This window comes from Streptomyces carpinensis (assembly GCF_002154505.1).
In the GTDB taxonomy this organism is placed as follows: domain Bacteria; phylum Actinomycetota; class Actinomycetes; order Streptomycetales; family Streptomycetaceae; genus Streptomyces; species Streptomyces carpinensis.
In genome coordinates, this window is record NZ_MUBM01000786.1 from 1 (window position 1) to 844 (window position 844).

Sequence of the window (844 nt, forward strand, 5' to 3'; positions counted from 1 at the left end):
CCGCTGCCCACCGCGCCGCGCTGGTTTCTCGCGGTCGGCGGACAGCAGCAGGGCCCGTACGACGAGAGCGCGCTGGCCGGGCAGGTGGCGGCCGGCAACCTGACCCGTACCACGCTGGTCTGGCGCAGCGGGCAGGCCGCCTGGCAGCCGGCGGACCAGGTCCCGGAGCTGACGCCGCTGCTCGCCGACGTCCCGCCGCCGCTGCCCCCGCAGGGCTGAGATCCGCCACCCGGAGCCTCCCGGCAACAGATCACGAGGAGAAGTGAGTTGGCGGATCAGGACGTCGCGCCGAAGCCCGACCGATCGTTCCAGTGCGAGGCGTGCGGCGGGGTCAGCGAGTACGCGCCCGGGACGTACGCGCTGCGCTGCCCGTACTGCAAGCACGAGCAGGACATCACGCCGATACCTCGGCAGGTGACCGAGCACCCGATCGAGGAGCTGGCCGTGCTGCCCCGCCGGGCGTCCGCGCCGGACCGGGTGAAGGTGTACACCTGCCCCGGCTGCCGCGCGGTGACCGAGAGCGACACGCTCAGCGACAAGTGCCAGTTCTGCGCCACCCCGCTGGTCGCGGACGCCTCCGGCACCGAGCGCGTGGTACCCGAGGCGGTACTGCCCTTCGGGGTGGGCCGCAAGCAGGCCCGTGCCGCGCTGGCGAAGTGGACCAGGTCCCGCTGGTTCGCGCCCGACGAGCTGAAGAGGGTCACCGACGCGGAGACCTTCCGGGGCAGCTACCTGCCGCACTGGACGTACGACGCGCAGACCACCACCCAGTACACCGGCGAACGCGGCGAGCACTACTGGGTGGAGGAGGAGGACTCCGAGGGCCGCACCCGGCAGGTGCGGC

At 73.1% G+C, this 844-nt stretch carries 2 protein-coding genes; both read left to right on the forward strand.

Annotation, left to right across the window (positions count from 1 at the left end):
* Positions 1-219, forward strand: a 219-nt coding sequence (locus BZY54_RS48770) for a DUF4339 domain-containing protein (protein WP_143668482.1), incomplete at its 5' end; no start/stop codon positions are given.
* A gap of 48 nt (positions 220-267) precedes the next feature.
* On the forward strand, positions 268-844 hold a 577-nt coding region (locus tag BZY54_RS48775), incomplete at its 3' end, for a TFIIB-type zinc ribbon-containing protein (RefSeq protein WP_483025166.1).